At 65.0% G+C, this 16,135-nt stretch carries 12 protein-coding genes and 1 pseudogene; 9 read left to right on the top strand and 4 right to left on the bottom strand.

Going from position 1 to position 16,135, the window contains the following annotated elements:
• Nucleotides 1-103: 103 nt before the first annotated feature.
• The 8 genes from GUI70_RS16810 (at nucleotide 104) to GUI70_RS16775 (ending at nucleotide 13,844) form a co-directional block, all read left to right on the top strand.
• The gene (locus tag GUI70_RS16810) at nucleotides 104-2,752 is read left to right on the top strand and encodes a PAS domain S-box protein (RefSeq protein ID WP_161883475.1); all 2,649 of its coding nucleotides are present in this window, start codon (nucleotides 104-106) and stop codon (nucleotides 2,750-2,752) included.
• Entirely contained in the window at nucleotides 2,749-4,338 is a 1,590-nt protein-coding gene (locus GUI70_RS16805; RefSeq protein ID WP_161883474.1) for a sensor domain-containing diguanylate cyclase, read from the top strand. The genes GUI70_RS16810 and GUI70_RS16805 overlap by 4 nt, the downstream gene beginning before the upstream one ends.
• 496 nt (nucleotides 4,339-4,834) lie before the next feature.
• Nucleotides 4,835-6,202, top strand: a complete 1,368-nt coding sequence (locus GUI70_RS16800; RefSeq protein WP_161883473.1) for an ATP-binding protein — start codon at nucleotides 4,835-4,837, stop codon at nucleotides 6,200-6,202.
• Nucleotides 6,203-6,275: 73 nt separating this feature from the next.
• Nucleotides 6,276-6,614, top strand: coding sequence for a MerR family transcriptional regulator (locus GUI70_RS16795; protein WP_161883472.1), 339 nt, complete (start codon nucleotides 6,276-6,278; stop codon nucleotides 6,612-6,614).
• A gap of 147 nt (nucleotides 6,615-6,761) precedes the next feature.
• Nucleotides 6,762-7,178 carry a GGDEF domain-containing protein gene (locus GUI70_RS16790; protein ID WP_161883471.1) on the top strand — a complete coding sequence of 139 codons (417 nt, stop codon included), beginning with the start codon at nucleotides 6,762-6,764 and terminating at the stop codon, nucleotides 7,176-7,178.
• On the top strand, nucleotides 7,093-10,671 hold the full coding sequence (locus GUI70_RS16785) for a GAF domain-containing protein (protein WP_306468314.1): 3,579 nt from the start codon (nucleotides 7,093-7,095) through the stop codon (nucleotides 10,669-10,671). Before GUI70_RS16790 ends, GUI70_RS16785 begins: the two co-directional genes overlap by 86 nt.
• A gap of 112 nt (nucleotides 10,672-10,783) precedes the next feature.
• Nucleotides 10,784-13,465, top strand: coding sequence for a GAF domain-containing protein (locus GUI70_RS16780; RefSeq protein ID WP_161883469.1), 2,682 nt, complete (start codon nucleotides 10,784-10,786; stop codon nucleotides 13,463-13,465).
• Between the two features lie 175 nt (nucleotides 13,466-13,640).
• Nucleotides 13,641-13,844, top strand: a complete 204-nt coding sequence (locus GUI70_RS16775) for a hypothetical protein (protein WP_161883468.1) — start codon at nucleotides 13,641-13,643, stop codon at nucleotides 13,842-13,844.
• Nucleotides 13,845-14,103: 259 nt separating this feature from the next.
• Here the strand turns inward: GUI70_RS16775 and GUI70_RS16770 are convergent, their stop codons facing one another.
• From GUI70_RS16770 to GUI70_RS16755, 4 genes are all read right to left on the bottom strand, one after another.
• Entirely contained in the window at nucleotides 14,104-14,448 is a 345-nt protein-coding gene (locus tag GUI70_RS16770) for a hypothetical protein (protein ID WP_161883467.1), read from the bottom strand.
• Nucleotides 14,432-14,818 (bottom strand): helix-turn-helix domain-containing protein, encoded by a 387-nt coding sequence (locus GUI70_RS16765; RefSeq protein ID WP_161883466.1) that lies wholly within the window; start codon nucleotides 14,816-14,818, stop codon nucleotides 14,432-14,434. The genes GUI70_RS16770 and GUI70_RS16765 overlap by 17 nt, the downstream gene beginning before the upstream one ends.
• A gap of 251 nt (nucleotides 14,819-15,069) precedes the next feature.
• Nucleotides 15,070-15,504, bottom strand: coding sequence for a baseplate J/gp47 family protein (locus GUI70_RS16760; RefSeq protein WP_161883465.1), 435 nt, complete (start codon nucleotides 15,502-15,504; stop codon nucleotides 15,070-15,072).
• A gap of 38 nt (nucleotides 15,505-15,542) precedes the next feature.
• Entirely contained in the window at nucleotides 15,543-15,917 is a 375-nt protein-coding gene (locus tag GUI70_RS16755) for an FAD-binding domain-containing protein (RefSeq protein WP_272952893.1), read from the bottom strand.
• A 109-nt stretch (nucleotides 15,918-16,026) separates the two neighbouring features.
• On the opposite strand from GUI70_RS16755, the pseudogene GUI70_RS16750 reads away from it, so the two are divergent.
• Nucleotides 16,027-16,135, top strand: a pseudogene (locus tag GUI70_RS16750) (IS5/IS1182 family transposase); the annotation flags it as partial.

Genomic DNA, 16,135 nt, shown 5'->3' with positions numbered 1-16,135 from the left:
CCATTAGGCGAACTTCTATGTGAGCGGCTCGCTTTGATGCCTTCATGATAGATTAATGTAACTCACCTGGCACTACGCTTGAGGGGCAACCGAGGAGCACGCCATGACCCCTACACTCACATCCGCACCGGACCCCCAGCTGCTCAGTCAAGCCATCGCGGCGTGCACGGTCGGTGTCGTCATGACCGATGCCCGCCAGCACGATCACCCGATCGTCTACGTCAACCCGGCCTTCGAGGCGCTCAGCGGCTACACAGCTGACGAGATCCTCGGGCACAACTGCCGCTTTCTGCAGGGCCAGGACCGCGACCAGCCTGGCGTCCAGGAGATCCGGCAGGCGCTGGTCGAGCAGCGGAGTACGACCGTGACCCTGCGCAACTACCATAAGGACGGCACGCTGTTCTACAACGAACTCAGCCTCAGTCCGGTCCACGACGCTTCTGGCACCTTGACGCACTACCTGGGCTTCCTTAACGACGTCACCGCGCGCGAGAAGGCGCAGGCAGAGCAGCGGGCCAGTGAGGAGCGCTTCGCCAGGGTCTTTGAGGCGGCCCCGATCGCCATCGTCGTCTCCCAGCTCAGCACTGGCCATTGCCTCGATGTCAACCCCGAGTTTCTGCGTCAGAGCGGCTATCGCCGCGAGGAGGTGATCGGGCGCACCGCGCGCGATCTCAACTTCTGGGTCAACCCGCTGGAACCGCAAGACGTGAGGCGCACGCTTCAGGAGCAGGGCAAAGTCCTCGACCGCGAGTTGCAGTTCCGCCTGAAGTCCGGCGCGGTGGCCGACACGACCGTGTCGGCTGTCCCAGTGACGATCAATGGGGAAGCCTGCCTCATGACACTGATCCGTGACATGACCCCGGAGAAGCAGTCACAGCGGGTCCTGGCAGAAAGCGAGGCGCGCTACCGCCAGATCGCGACCCAGCTGCAACGGACGCTGGACCTGTCGCTCGACCTGATCAACTCGATCGACGCTGAGAGGCGCTTCGTCACGATGAGTGCGGCCTGCCAGCAGATCCTCGGCTACACGCCTGAGGAGTTGATCGGCCGCACGTACCTCGACTTCGTCCATCCGGATGACCGGGTCATCACGGTGCAGGAGGACGAACACATCACCGCAGGCCAGGCAACGACCAGCTTTCAGAACCGCTACCTCCACAAGAACGGAAGCGTGGTGTGGTTGGAGTGGGCGGCCGTGATCCTGCCTGGCGACCCGGTGATGTACTGTGTCGCGCGCGACGTCACCCAGCGCAAAGTGGCTGAGGAAGATCAAGCGTTCCTGGCCGCCATCGTTGAGGCCAGCCACGACGCCATCCTGGGGGTGACGCTCGACAGCACCATCCGCGCCTGGAACGCGGGTGCCGAAGCGCTCTACGGCTACACGGCGGCTGAAGCTTTCGATCAGCCGATGACCTTGATCGTCCCGCCGGAGCTTCACGCTGAGGAAGCCGAGATGCTCAGCCGGGCCGGGCAGGGCGAGCGCATCGAACCCTTCGAGTCGATTCGAATCGCCAAAGATGGACGCCGCATCCCGGTGTTCGTCACGGTATCGCCGATCCTCGATGCGGCTGGCCGGGTGATCGGCATCTCTAAGATTGCGCAGGACATCACCGTACGTCAGGCGGCGAAGCGCGAGATCCAGGCGCTCAACCAAGAACTTCGTCAACAACTGCGCCATGTCACGGGGCTGCGGGAGATCGATCAGGCGATCGCCTCGACGCAGGAGCTGTCGGTGACGCTGAGCATGATCATGAACAACGTTGCACAGCAACTCAGCGCCGACGCGGTCACGCTGCTGCTGCTCGACCCCCATACCCTGAGCCTCGAGTACGCTGGCACCTGGGGCTTCACTACCCCGCTGCAGGGCGCTGTCGTGCGGCTCAGCAGTAGTCTGGCGGGTGAGGTGGTGCTCAGCCGCAAGGCCATGAATGTGCCGGACCTGCAAAGCACTATGGTCCGACCGGCGTGGCGCGAGATGCTGACCCGGGAGCGGCTGATGGCGTACTACGGCGCGCCGCTGCTATCCAAGGGCAAGGTGCTGGGTGTCATCGAGGTGCTGCACCGGGAACCGTTTCATCCTTCAGCGGCGTGGCTGGAGCGATTCGAGATGCTGACCGCCCAGGCGGCCATCGCGGTGGACAACGCCCAGCTCTTCGCCGAACTCGAGGGGAAGAACCTGGAGCTGAGGCTGGCCTACGACGAGACAATTGAAGGTTGGGCACAGGCACTGGACCTGCGGGATAAGGAGACCGAGGGGCACTCCAGACGGGTGACCGAGATGGCGGTGGCCCTGTGTCGGCAGCTGGGGATCCCGTCGGAGCAGCTTGTGCATGTAAGGCGGGGCGCGCTGCTGCACGACATCGGCAAGATGGGCATCCGGGACGCGGTGCTGCTCAAACCTGGGCCACTCACCGACGAGGAGTGGGTGGAGATGAGAAAGCATCCGGGTCACGCCGTGGAACTGCTCTCACCGATCAAGTTCCTGCGCCCGGCGCTGGACATCCCGCAGTACCACCATGAGAAGTGGGACGGCAGCGGCTACCCGCTTGGTCTTTCGGGCAAGGACATCCCTCTGACAGCGAGAGCGTTTGCCGTGGTGGACGTCTACGACGCCCTGACCAGCGACCGGCCGTACCGGGCGGCCTGGAGTTGGGAGCGGGCCTTGGAACACATCCAGAGCAGCGCCGGCACCCACTTCGACCCGGTGGTGGTCATGGCCTTCGTTCAGCTGCTTCGGCAGGACGCACCGTGAAGCTGCGGCCCGCGGGCCGCACGGCTCAAAAGCAGACCGGAGTCAGGGCACAGCTCCGGGCGGCCCTGCGCCGCGCGGATGATGTGGACTACCTGCTCACCTTGAGCCGCGAGCTCGACGTCACTGGAGATCCCCGCCTGATCAGTGAACGGGTGGCTGGACGTCTTCAGCAGCTTAGCCGTGCCGACCAGATCTGTATCAGCTTCGGCACGGCCTCCCAGGGCGTTCGGGTGGTGGTCCTGCACGGTGAGCAAGCACCCCCACCCCAGTTCGAGGTGTTCCGGCACCAGCGCTTTCTGCCTTCAGAGGGCGGTGTCTTCTGGGAGCGCCTCGGATCCGACGAAGCGCTATTCGTCGACGACTATCCGCACAGCCCGACGACGTCACCGGTCATGCTGCACGCTGGCTTGAGCGCCGTGGCACACCTGCCGTTCGGTCAGCTGGACGGAGAGGTTGGGGTCCTGACCGCGTTCCGCTTTGGGGCACCCAGGCCCTGGACCGCCAGGGAACGGACCCTACTGGAAGCCACGGCCATGACCCTGGGGCACGCTGTTCGGCGGGCGCAGTACGTCCTGGAACTCGACCAGGCGCTCCGGTTCTCGAAGGCTCTGGCTCAGGTCGCCCGGCTCACCGAGCTGCCGCTCAGTCTGTACGACACGGCCCGGCAGGCCGCTCAGATCATGGCAGGGCCGGCCCGGCTTGACCTCGCGGCCCTGGCGCATGTGGACGGTGAGGTCGTGATCCGCCAGGTGCAGTTCAAAACCGCGGCGGTGTCCGCAGAACTCGTTCGCTTGATCGAACAGCGGGTGCCCCGGTCGCACAGTCTGGCCTGGCAGAGTCTCGAGCAGAACGAGGCGCTGTTCATCGACCGCTACCCGGACCACCCTGGGCGCATCGAGGCGTTGGCGAACGAGGGTGTGCAGGCGCTGGCGTTCGTCCCGCTGACGGCAGGAAACCCGGGCAGGGGCTTGGTGTTGATCATCGCCCGGGTCGGGGAGAACGTGCCGTGGTCCGCAGATGACCGGGAACTCTTCCTGACCGCGGCGCAGAGCGTCCGGTTGGCACACGAACGCCAGCACGCCATGGAGCAACTGCGTGACGCGGCCCTCACCGATCCGCTCACCCAGCTGGGCAACCGGCGCGCCCTGGAGGACGCACTGCTCCTGAGCCTGGCAGAGGCCCGTGAGACACGTTCAGGGCTGAGCCTGATCTCACTGGACCTCGACGGGCTCAAGGCGGTGAACGACCGTGAGGGGCATCACCGCGGCGACGCGCTGCTGATCGGGCTTGCCACGTCGCTGCGGCTGGCCTTCCGCGGTGAGGACGCGCTGTTCCGGGTCGGCGGTGACGAGTTCATGGTGCTCGTGAAACATGCCGATCCAGGAGGTGCGGCGGTGGGTGGCTCGCTGGGCCGTGTCCAGGTGGCCTTAGAGAAGCTCAGGAGCAGCGGGTTTGACCAGGTCGATGTGAGTGCCGGGATCGCCACGTTCCCAGATGAGTGTGACGGGGCCGAGGCGCTGCTGCGGCTCAGCGATCAGCGCATGTACTTCCAGAAACAGCAGCACAGAACCGCAGGCCGGAGGTAGAGCGTGCTCTTCGACAGTCCCGGTGCAAACGAGCGTCCGCGTGCAGGTCTGAAGGGTTGACCAACAGCACGCTGTCGGTCGTAGCCGGTACTTTAGGGGATGACTTCGCCGCCCGGTACGGATCCAGAGCCCTTCTCGCCGCTTGCTGAGTACCTCCAGGAGATCACTGAGGCGCTGGCAGCCACCACCACCGAGCGGGAAGTCATCGAGATCATCCTCACGCCGGCGGTGCAGGCCCTCGGCGCGGTCGCGGGCATCGTGCTGCTGGTCAACCAGACCGATCAGCAGCTCAAGATCGCCGGGAGTCAGGACTACGAGGACGTGACGCTCACCATCTGGCAGGAAGGCCCACTCGAGGACCACCAGCTGATCTCGGACATCGTGCGTATGCGCGAGGCGCGCTACTTCGAGCACGCCGGTGCCCTGAAGGCCGCCTACCCGGAACTCGAGAGCCGCAACTGGGGCCTTAGCCGCGATCGCCAACGCCGTGCTGCCGATGTTCCTGGATGGCCAGGCCCTGGGCGTCATCGTGCTGGACTTCAACGAGCCGCACGACTTCATCCCCGCCGAACGCCGCTTCCTGAAGATCCTCTCAGCCCAGTGCGCCGTTGCGCTCGGCCGGGCACAGCTCTCAGGCGATCTGGAGCGCCAGGTCCAGGACCGCACGGCTGAACTCGAAGCGTTCGTGCGCTTCACGGAGATGGCGGACGGCGAGACGGACGTGCTGGCCCTGGCGGCACGTGCCGAGTCGGTCCTGAGCGTGCTCTTCCCGGACTGCACCAACGGCTACTACGCCCTGGAAGACGGCCTGTGGAAGCTCAAGGACTACAGCCGCGACCTGGAGGACAGCCCGGCGCTGCTGGCCTCGCTCACCGCCGGGCTGCCGTCGAGCACCCCCCTCTTCGCGGACGCGGTCCGCACGGGGCAGCCGGTCTTCATCGACGCCTGGGATGCCGAGCGGGGCCAGATCCCCCAGACCGAGGCCTACCAGAGCATCGCCACCTACCCGCTGCGGGTTAGCGGCAGCATTCAGGCGATGTTCGTGCTGGGCTTCAGGGGCCTTCCGTACTGGTCGGCGCACCATCAGGCAGTCTTTCGTTCGGTGGGGCGCAGCCTCACCCTGGCCTTGGAGCGCACCGAGACTGCCCGGCGGTTGACGGCCCAGAACGATCAGCTCCGAGCCCTGAACGAGGAGCTGGAGGCGTTCGCCTACTCGGTGTCCCACGACCTGCGCACCCCGGTGCGGCACATCACCGGCTTCGCCACGCTGCTGCGCCGCTCACTACCGGGGCCGCTGGGCGAGAAGGCCGAGCACTACTTCCAGGTCATCGAGTCGGCGGGCGTCCACCTGGGTCAGATGATCGACGGCATCCTCGATCTCTCGCGCACCTCCCGTCAACCACTGAACCCAGGCCGCGTCGACCTGGGCCGGTTGGTCGAAGCGGCCCGCAAAGAACTCAGTGCCGTGGTGGGCGAGCGGCAGATCAACTGGCAGGTGACTGATCTGCCCACGGTGACAGGGGACCCGGATCTGCTGCGGCGGGTGGTGGTGGCGCTGCTGAGCAACGCCGTGAAGTTCACCCGCGCCCGGCAGCCGGCGCTAATCGAGGTCTGGGCCAAGGAAGAGGCCCGGAGCCGGACGGTCTTCGTGCGTGACAACGGCGTGGGCTTCGATCCGCAGTACCAGGACAAGCTGTTCTCGATCTTCCAGCACTTGCACAATCAGGCCGACTTCGAGGGCGCAGGGGTCAGCCTGGCCAACGCGCGGCGCATTGTGACTCGGCACGGCGGTACGGTGATGGCAGAGGGGCAGCCCGACGTAGGCGCGACCTTCAGCTTCACCTTGCCCAAGAGCGCAGAGTGAGCGCCGCCTAGTCGCCGCTTAAGCGCGTGGGCGGCGCTCACTCTGCGCCCATGAGCGCTACACTTGCCCTGATATGGCCGATGCCGAGTCACTTCTTACCCCCTCTCAGGTCAGCCAGGCCCTGGGGGTGGGCGCATCGACCCTGCGGCGGCACGCCATGCTCTACGAGGAGTTGTTCGGCCCCCTGCCCCGTGAGCGCGACCAGCGGCGCTGGCCGCTTGAGGCCGTGCGGCGCTTACAGGCCGCCCAACAGGCGCTCGCTGGCGGACTGGTGGGGAGTCTGGAGACCGCCCTGACGATGGTGCGGGACGGTCAGCCACTGCCAGAACCGGTCGAGCGAGGTGCTGGAAGACCTGGCCTCGATCCCGAACGTGACCCTGCCGCCGGACCTCTACTTCGAGCTGGTGGTTGAGGAGTGGCGGAGCCTGCGGGCGCTGCGCGTCGCCACGGCATCAGCCGCACCTCCCCAGGCAGTGCAGGAGCCGGGGAGCCCTTCTACCCGGGTACTGGCCCACGCCACCCTCGCGGCGCAGCAGGCGAGGCCCCAGCGCAAAGTCTGGTGGCAGCGGCTTTTGAGACCCGTTCGGGGCTGAGCCTGATCTCACTGGACCTCGACGGGCTCAAGGCGGTGAACGACCGTGAGGGGCATCACCGCGGCGACGCGCTGCTGGTCGGGTTTGCCACAGCGCTGCGGCTCGCCTTCCGCGGTGAGGACGCCCTGTTCCGGGTCGGTGGTGATGAGTTTGTGATGCTCGTGAAACATGCCGATCCAGGAGGCGCGGCGGTGGGTGGTTCGCTGGCCCGTGTCCAGGTGGCCTTAGAGAAGTTCAGGAGCAGCGGGTTCGACCATGCGAATGTCAGTGCTGGGATCGCTACGTTCCCAGACGACGATGACGAGGCCGAGGAGTTGCTGCGGCTCAGCGATCAGCGCATGTACCTCCAGAAACACGAGCACCGGGCCTCCCTCAAGACATAGAGCAGGCTCTTCTAAGCCCCAGGCACTCTACCGAGCTCGACCAAGGTGGTCGAAGCGAGCGCGGCTACACGACATCGGCGAGGGTACACACCTGAGACACAACCAAACACCGACTAGACTAAGCACCGGTATGCCCGACACACCTCCACCTGACCGCGCGGCTTCTCAGCTGATGACCCACCTCCAAGGGGTCACTCGGACGTTGGTCGCTGTGCGCACACAGGAAGAGGTGTTCGATGTCGTCCTGCGTGATGCTCTGGATGCTCTCGGAGCTCTCGGTGGAGCTGTCCTGTTGGTGAAGGACAAGGCATACTCCGTCGCTGCCCGGCGTGGCTATGCCGACGCCAGCGTCTGGCAGGACGGCGACCTGGATGCTCACCTCCCCGGTTCAGACGCGCTGCGGTCGAACACGCCGCTGTTCTTCAGCCACCACGGCGACCTGACGGCCGCCTATCCGGAACTCGAAGTCCAGACCAGCGGTGTGGCGGCGGTCGCCACGGCCGTCTTGCCGATGCTGGAGGGTGGGCGGCCCCTCGGTGTGATTATCCTGGACTTCAAGGAGCCGCATGACTTCACCTCGGACGAGGAGCACTTCCTGCTTACCCTGGCCGCCCAGTGCGCGGTGGCGCTCGGCCGAGCGGAAGCCACCCGAACCCTAGAAGCCCGGGTCGAAGAGCGCACCCGGCAACTGGCAGGACGGACCCGGCAGCTGGAAGAGGAACGGGCCGCGCTGGAGGCCTTCGCGGCTTTCACCGAGGCGGTCGGCATCCGGACCGATCTCGTCGAGCTCGTCGAGCAGGCGGTCCAGGTGCTGGTCGGCCGGTTTCCCGGTGCCAGCGTCGCGTTCTACGAACTGGAGAGTGACCTCTGGAAGGCCAGGATCTGGAGTGAGGACGTGAGTTCTGAACTTGTTGCCCTCGTTTCAGCAGGGCTCCCCGCCAGAACGCCCATCTTTGCGCAGGTCCTCCAGACCCGCCAGCCGGTGTTCACCGACGCCTGGGACGCCCAGCGGGAGCAGGTGACGTCGAGTGAAGACTACGCGGCCGCCGCCCTCTACCCATTGATCGTGGACGGTCAACTGCACTGGCTGCTGACGGTCGGCCTGCGCAACACCCCCGCCTGGAGCGAAGCGGACAAGGGCCTGCTGCGGGCGGTGGGTCGCGGCCTGAACCTGGCGCTGGAACGCCGCGAGACCGCCCAGCAGCTCACGCTCCAGAACGCCGAGTTGCAGGCCCGTACCCAGGCGCTGGAGGCCTTCGCGGAGCTGACCCGTGACCTGGCACTCACGACCAATCCCCTCCTGCTGATCCAGCGTGCCCAGGAGGTGGTGCTGTCGATGCTCACCGATGGAGCGAGCATGTTCTACGTCCTCGAGGGCGACCGCTGGTTCAATCGGGTGCAGCACGGCAATCTGCACTCGCCCGAGTTGCAGGCCAGCATCGACGCGGGCCTGCCGTACGCGGAAAGCAGCAACCTGGTGGTCCCCTGGACCACCGGACAGCCGTACTTCCAGGACGTCTACGATCACCATACCGATGACCTTGCGCCCGACATGGTGTCGCACATCGGGGCGACGGCCACCTTACTGGTGCACAGAGGCGACAAGCCACTGGGCGTGCTGGCCATCGCTCTGTTCCATCAGCGTGCCTGGTCGAGTGTGGACCGGGTGGTGCTAGAGACGGCGGTGCACAGCTTGGAGCTGGCCCTGGACCGGGCGGCCAAGACGCGCCGGATCGAAGAGGAACGCGCGGCGCTGGAGGCTTTCACCCGCTTCACCGAGGCGGTGGGCAGCGAGACTGACGTTCAGGTGCTGGTCCGGCAGGCCATCACCCTGCTGCAGGAGACCTGCGAAGTGGAAGCCGCCTACTTCAAGCGTGAGGGGGAGCTGTTCAAGGTGACCGCCTGGACTCCCTCGGCGGATCCAGCCCTCATACCGGCCTTACAACAAGGCTTCCGGCTGCAATACTCCGGCATTGCCCAGGTTCTGTTACAGAACACCGCCGCCTTCATCGACCACTGGAAGGACACCGGTCTGCTGATCGAAGAGTCGGGGATCTACCAGGCCGTAGCTGGTTATCCCTACTTTGTAGCGGGTGAGCTGGAAAGCGTGTTGATGATCGGCTCCCGCACCTCGGCCATCTGGGCGGAGCGGGACAGGGAGATCTTCCAGGCGGTGGGCCGTAGCCTCAACCTGGCCCTGGAGCGATCTGAGCAGGCCAGGCGCCTGGAGGAGCAGAACACCGAGCTCTCCGCCCAGACGCTGGCGCTCGAAGGTGCTGCCGAGCTGACCCGCGACCTGACCTTGCCCGGCGGACAGCAGCAACTGATCGGTCAGGTGATGGACCTGGTGCTGTCACTGTTGCCCCCCGGCTACGCCGCCTACTGGGAGATCAAAGGTGAGCAATGGCGGGTGACGGCGCATCGGGGCGACGTCGGGCGTCCTGAGTGGCAAGCGGCCCGTGAGCGCGGCTTGCCAGTGGGTCAACTTCCAACCCTCGACCGGCCCTGGCAGACCCGGCAGCCGTACTTCCAGGGGCACTACGACCCCGTCCAGGATGCGGTCCCCGATCTGACTGGTCATCTCCTCTCGGTGGCGACCCTGCCGGTGATGGTCCGGGGAGAAGTGGTGGGCATCTTCGCCATTGGCCTGTTCGGCCACCGCGAGTGGAGCGCGGCGGATCAGGCGCTGCTGAAGACAGCGGTCCAGAGCCTGGGGCTGGCCCTGGACCGCGCTGCACAGGCCCATGAGCTTACGGTCCAGCGCGACCTGCTCAAGGCCAGCACCGAGGAACTTGAAGCCTTCTCCTACTCGGTCTCACATGACCTGCGCACCCCGGTGCGGCACATGCTCGGCTTCCTGCGTCTGGCCCGCACGGCCCTCGGGAGCAAGCTCGACGAACGGAGTGCGCGCTACCTCGATGTGGTGGAACAGGCGGGGACGCAGATGAACACCCTGATCGACGCCCTGCTCGACCTCTCCAACGCTGCGCAGCAACCCTTGAGGCCACGGATGGTCGACCTGAACGAGCTGATGGAGGAGATCCGCAACGCTGTGCTTCCAGACCTCTTGACCCGCAACGTCCAGTGGCAGGTTATGACCCTACCCTCGGTACAGGGGGACTGGGACGCCCTGAAGCAGGTGCTGACCCAGCTAACCGAGAACGCCCTGAAGTTTACCCGGACCCGCGACCCGGCCATCATCCGCATCTGGGCGGAAGACCAGGGCCAGGTTTGGGGCGTGTTCGTCCAGGACAACGGCCTGGGCTTTGATCCGCAGTATCAGGGCCGGTTGTTCAACGTGTTCCAGCGCCTCCATAGTGTTCAGGAAGTTCCTGGAACCGGCGTGGGGCTGGCGAGTATCCGCCGGCTGATCCTCAAGCATGGCGGTCAGGTGTTCGCTGAAGGCCAGGTGAATCAGGGTGCCACCTTCGGCTTCACCCTCCCCAAGGGCGGGCCCATACTTCAGCTGACCGGACGACGGGGAGGAACATGACCCAGTTCAAGCAGAGGCCAGACGGTTGGAGTCGCCTGGCCCAGGAGGAGCGCGACTGGATCACCGCTTACGGGCAGCGCCGCAGGCAAGAAGAGACACTGGACCTCAGCCGATGAGCGATCCTTCCAGTCACCAGGAACGACGCAAACTTCAGGCCATCATCGACGCCAGCGCGGACTGCATCAAGGTGCTCGACCTTGACGCCCACCTGCTGTCGATGAACGCCGGTGGGATGGCCACCATGGAGGTCGACGACTTCGGCCGTTGTCAGCATGTTGTTTGGCCGAGCTTCTGGGAAGGCGAATCGCGCCTTCAGGTCGAAGCCGCTGTCGAAGCCGCCAGGTTGGGTCAGACCTCGACTTTCGAGGGTCCGGCCCTCACCTTCGCTGGCACGCCCAAGTGGTGGGAAGTGCGGGTCTCGCCCATCTGGGGTGAGGACGGCACCGTCACGCAGCTTTTGGCGATCTCCCGCGACGTCACCGCCCGCAAGACGGCCGAACAGCAACTCCAGGTGAGTGAACAGCGCCTGCGCGAGCGGGCGGACCACCTCGATCTCCAGGTGAGCCACAACGAGCGGGCGCTGGCCGCCTTCGTGCGCTTCACCACCGAGGTCGCCAGCAGCACCGACCTTGAGGTGCTGGCCCGTGCTGCCTTGCAAGGTGTCCAAGATGTCATCAGCGGCGCCACGAGCGGCTTCTACCTGATTCGAGGTGACACCGCGTACCCATTGATGTTCTCCGATAACACGCCGCCGGCAGTGCGCACGCTTCGTCAGCAGGGGTTCTCGCTGCAGGCCCCCCTGGTCACTGAAGCGCTGCAGGAACGGCAGGTGGCCTTCGCTGAGCACGATCAGGGCCGCCAGCAGTCGGTGGGGTACGCCAGTGCCTTGAGCATCACGCCGTACTTCCGGGAGGGTCAGCCCTATGCCCTGTTCGCCAGCGGGATCGACCGGCCGAACTGGACGGCACAGGAGAAAGCCATCATCGAGTCGGTCGGCCGTGGTCTGGGTCTGGCTCTGGAACGCTCAGACCAGACCCAGCAGCTGCAGGAACGCACCCGGCAACTGGAAGCCGAGGGCCGGGCCAGGGAAGCGTTCGCGGCATTCGCAGAAGCCGTCGGGACCCAGACTGACGTCAAGGCGATCGCGCGGCAGGCGATCGAGGTCCTGCAGGGCCGCTTCCCTGAGGCCAGTGTTGGGTACTACGAGCCTGAAGGCGAGCTGTGGAAAGCGCGCTTGTGGACGAACGATGTCAATGCTGAGGTGCTCGCCCTGATGCGCGCGGGCCTCCCACCGCAGACACCCATGATCGCCGAGCCGCTGCGGACCCGGCAGCCGGTCTTCACCGATGCCTGGGACCCGCAGCGCGAACACCTGGCGCATACCGACGAGTACGGCACGGTGGGCAACTACCCCCTCATCGTCAAGGGGCAGGTCGAAGGCCTCCTTTCGGTTGGCCTGAGAGGGGTGCGGCAGTGGGGTGAAGCCGATAAGGCGCTGGTGCGCTCTGTCGGGCACGGTCTGACCCAGGCCCTGGAGCGCACCGCTGCGTCCAGGCGCCTCGAGGAACAAAACGCCGAACTCCACGCGCAGACGCTGGCGCTGGAGGGCGTCGCCGCGCTGACCCGAGACCTGACCCTGCCCGGCGGACCACCGCACCTGATTGGACAGGTGATGGACCTGGTGCTCTCGCTGTTGCCCTCCGGGTACGCTTCCTTCTGGGAGATCAACAACGGGCTCTGGCGGCTGACGGCCCACCGGGGCGAGGTTGGCAGCCCCGAGTGGCAGGCGGCGCGTGAGCGCGGCTTCCCGGTGGGACAGATTCCCACCCTAGACCAGCCCTGGCAGAGCCGGCAGCCGTACTTTCAGAGCCACTACGATCCCGTCCACGACGCCGTTTCTGATCTGGTGAAGCCTCTGGTGTCGGTCGCCTCGCTGCCTGTGGTGGTGCAGGGAGACGTCATAGGGGTCTTTAGTGTAGGACTGTTCGGCCACCGGGAGTGGAACGTGGCCGATCGGGCGCTGTTGACCACCGCCGTCCAGAGCCTGGGATTGGCGCTGGAGCGGGCGGAACAGGCCCGGCAGCTCACCGCCCAGCGCGACATGCTTCAGGCGGCCAACGAGGAACTCGAGGCCTTCACCTACTCGATCTCGCACGACCTGCGTACTCCGGTGCGGCATATCCTGAGCTTTACGGGCCTGCTGCGGCGCACCCTCCCAGAACCGTTGGGCGAGAAGGCAGAGCGCTACTTCAGGGTGATTGGGGAGGCGGCGCAGCACCTGAGCCAGCTGATCGACGGGATGCTTGAACTCTCCCGGACCTCCCGGCAGCCTTTCCAGGCCCAGCAGGTCGATCTGGGCCGTCTGATCGAAGTGGCCCGAGAGGAGCTGACACTGGGTCATGCAGGACGCCGGATCACCTGGCAGGTCGCACCCTTGCCCACGGTCCTGGGCGACGTTGGTCTGTTGCGTCGGGTGCTCATGGCCCTGCTGGACAACGCGATGAAGTACACCCGGACGCGCCAGGAGGCCTTGATCGAGGTGTGGGCCGAGGACCAGGAACAGACCTGGGCCGTCTTCGTGCGTGACAACGGGGTGGGGTTCGATCAGAGGTATCTGGACAAGCTCTTCACGATGTTCCAGCGCCTCCACCAGCAGACGGACTTTGAGGGTGCCGCGATGAGCCTGGCCAATGCCCGGCGCATCATCACCCGGCACGGCGGCTTGATGATGGCCGAAGGTCAGGTGGATGTAGGCGCAACCTTCAGTTTTACTCTGCCGAAGAACCATCACTAAGCACTGCCCAAACTTGCTTCGGCGGGCTTTCCTGTTAAGGATGCCTAGGAAGCGAGCGCTTGGGTTAGGCCGGGTGAAGTTCATGTAGTGTGTCTTTGTGTCCGAGCTTGGTGACTTGCTCACCCCTGCCTAAGCGGCCCAAGCGCTCGGGGTGAGCGAGTCACCCTGCGCCGCCATGCCCAGATCTACGAGGCCCTGTTCGGTGAGCTGGCGCGCGAACGTGAGCAGCGGCGCTGGCCCGTCGAGGCGGCGGATGCAGGTGGCGTACCAGGCGCTCGAGGCCCAGCAGGTGGCCAGTATCGAGCTGGCCCTCGAACTGGTGTGTGACGGCCAGCCAGAGGTATGGAAACGAAAAGCGGTTGAGCCGCCACTTTCGTGAATCCATTCACTTTTTTCCCGATCTCATGTCCTTCTGTGCTTGGCTCGGCTGATCGGACCCCAGTCCGCCGCACCCTGCGCGTTCCAGAGGCCTGTCTGCTGCATCCGGAATGCCAGGGGCTCGGCCGTTTCTCTTGAAGGCCGGTACACCAGCATCTGGGCAGACCAGAATGTCAGGTCCGCCAGCTGTTGGTCAGTGTCCATTTGAAGGGCCTCAGTCCAGTCGTGCAGTTCGTCCCCTCGCTGCTGTTGGGATCTGGCTACCGGGTCGGCACCATGAATACCAGCCGCTTCCCCGACTGGGTGATCAGGATCAACTGCGTTCCAGCCACGCTGAAGCTCCGCACCGCCTGCAGGTCCTGGAGATAGGTCTGCGGTTCCAGCACGCCGAAGAGATTGGCTGTCCCCTTACGTTCGTACTCGTCGTTTTCACGGAGCGGCTGGCCCGGCTTCAAGGGGATGGGTGTCAGGACGTCCGCCAGCAACTGACATGGTCGTTCGTCGAAGCAGATCACCGGAAAGAGCGGATCCAGTGGCTGAGCATAGAGATCCAGCACGTCCTCCATCACCGCAACGAACCCGGCGTTTTCAGTCGGCGGAATCACCCACTGTTCCTTCAGATGCGGCTTGAGGACGTTTTTTCAGCGTTTTCCGGATGGTCTCGTGACTCACTGCCGGAACGTATCCGAGTTCGACCATCTTGTCGGCCAGCAGGCGCAGGGACAGGCGTGCCTGTCCCTCTTCGTGTGTACACGCCAGTGCGATCAGGTGCGCTTCTGCCGCCGGGTTCAGCGTGTGGGGCTTGAGGTGCTGTGGGTGAAGATGGTTCAAGGCGTGCTCTAATCCTCCTTCTGCAAACCGTTGTCGCACGCGGTATACGGTGTTGGCACTGACGTGCAGGAAATCTGCCGCATTCACATCAGAGTGAGCCGAGCCATTTTTATCCACCGCAAGCACGATACGGGCGTGGGTCAACTTGCGTGCTGGTGCTCTCATGGTTCATTTTGTACACCATAGTTCATGCTTTACCAGTCGCCAAAGGTACCGGTAGTCCTAACTGACCAAAGGACACTATACGTACTCCGGGGTTACACCCGTGGTGGGAGCGTTCCAGACGTGGTTCACCGTTGCGGCAGGGGGGCCTGAAGTTCAGGCCCCCCTGCTCTCCGCCTGCCGCGGGCCAAGTTACGGCAACACAACCATTTCGATCCCTTCCCGTTCAGCCTCTAGTGGTGCTTACGCCCAGGGAAGTTGGGGGCGGTCGGGCCGTGCAGGACTTCATGCTCGACCTTTTTCCAGAAGCCGAAGAAGCGCCTCACAGCGCCGTCATAACCTGTCAGGCGTTCCGGTTCGTGGATGACCACCCTCAGGTCAGGGCAGGCGGTACGGAGGTCATCCAGGATGTGCGTGAATTCCGGCGTGAAGTTCCGCGTAACGTGCAGCTCGGCGGCATGATGTCCGGTCACGAAATCGCAGAGTTCTGACGCCACCGCCCCGACACGGATCTCCGTTGGGCCAAGGCGAGTGGCGGTAAGGTCACGGACGCCCTGGTACATGAACGCGAGGCGCGGAAACGCCACGGGCACCCGCTCCAGGAACGGCCGGTCAAACACGAACAGCGCCGGAGCGCCGGGGCAGGCGCTCAGCGCGGGATCCGTCACTGAGAGACTGTCCCCGTGAATCCACACGGCGCGGGAGGTCATGCGCGGCCGCCGAACAGCCGTGTCTCCAGCGTTGCGTAGTCTGCACGGAAGGGGCAGTGTACGCGGCAGGTGCGGCACCAGAGGCCCGCACTGTACTTCTCGATGTTCTCCTGATTCATGAAGTACGGCTTGTTGCTGAACGTGCTCGCCACCCACTGCCACGACAGGGCGTTGTTGGCGATGTCCCCGTCGAGCAGATGCTCGCGGAAGAAGGCGTACCCGGCACGCCAGTCCACACCGCGCCAGTGGACGAGGTACGCCGCGAACCACAGCCGCTCGTGGTTGTGCAGCCAGCCGTCCATGACGAGATGCGTGACCCAGGCGTCAGCACAGGGCAGGCCGGTCTCGGCGCGCCGCACGTCCTCAAGCAGGGTGGATGTCCAGCGGGCGGGATACTTCGGATCTTCCAGGTTTTCTAGAGGCTAGTTGAGACGGGATCGAAGTTTGGCGGGATGATTTTGCCGCTGGCAAACTGGAGCGATGGATCGCCGTGCGTACCCGAGTGATGTCGATGACGAGACGTACCACTTCTTACTGCCGTACCTGGCGTTGACCCCGGAGGATGCCCCGCAGCGGAAATTTCCGCTGC

Source organism: Deinococcus alpinitundrae, from assembly GCF_009982895.1.
GTDB classification, from domain to species: Bacteria; Deinococcota; Deinococci; order Deinococcales; family Deinococcaceae; genus Deinococcus; species Deinococcus alpinitundrae.
Note: the sequence above shows the minus strand (reverse complement) of the source record. Positions and strands in the feature narration are given on the sequence as shown.